The 333-nt window shown below is 67.0% G+C and carries 1 protein-coding gene; it reads right to left on the reverse strand.

Annotation, left to right across the window (positions count from 1 at the left end; genetic code table 11):
- Window positions 1–333 (reverse strand): response regulator (locus FLQ44_RS08070; protein ID WP_147693961.1); only part of this gene is annotated, 333 nt, incomplete at both ends.

Below are 333 nucleotides of genomic sequence, written 5' to 3' on the forward strand. Positions count from 1 at the left end.
TTGTCGCCTGTCCCCGCCTCCGCGAGCCGCGCATTTTCGACCTCGAGCGCGCGGACGTGAAAGGCGCGGCGGACGATCAGCCCCAGTTCGTCGATGTCGATCGGCTTCTGATAAAAGTCCCACGCCCCGTTCGCGATCGCGGCAAGGGCGCTGGCGCGCTCGCCATGCCCCGACACGACGATCACCTTGGTATCGGGCTTCAGCTCCAGGATCGCCTGCAGGATGCGGAAGCCCTCGCGCGTTCCGTCTGGATCGGGCGGCAGGCCGAGGTCGAGTGTGACCACCGAAGGTTCTTCCGCGCGCAGCAGGTCGATTGCGCTGTCATGGTCGCCC

This window comes from Vogesella mureinivorans, assembly GCF_007644035.1.
Taxonomy (GTDB): Bacteria; Pseudomonadota; Gammaproteobacteria; order Burkholderiales; family Chromobacteriaceae; genus Vogesella; species Vogesella mureinivorans.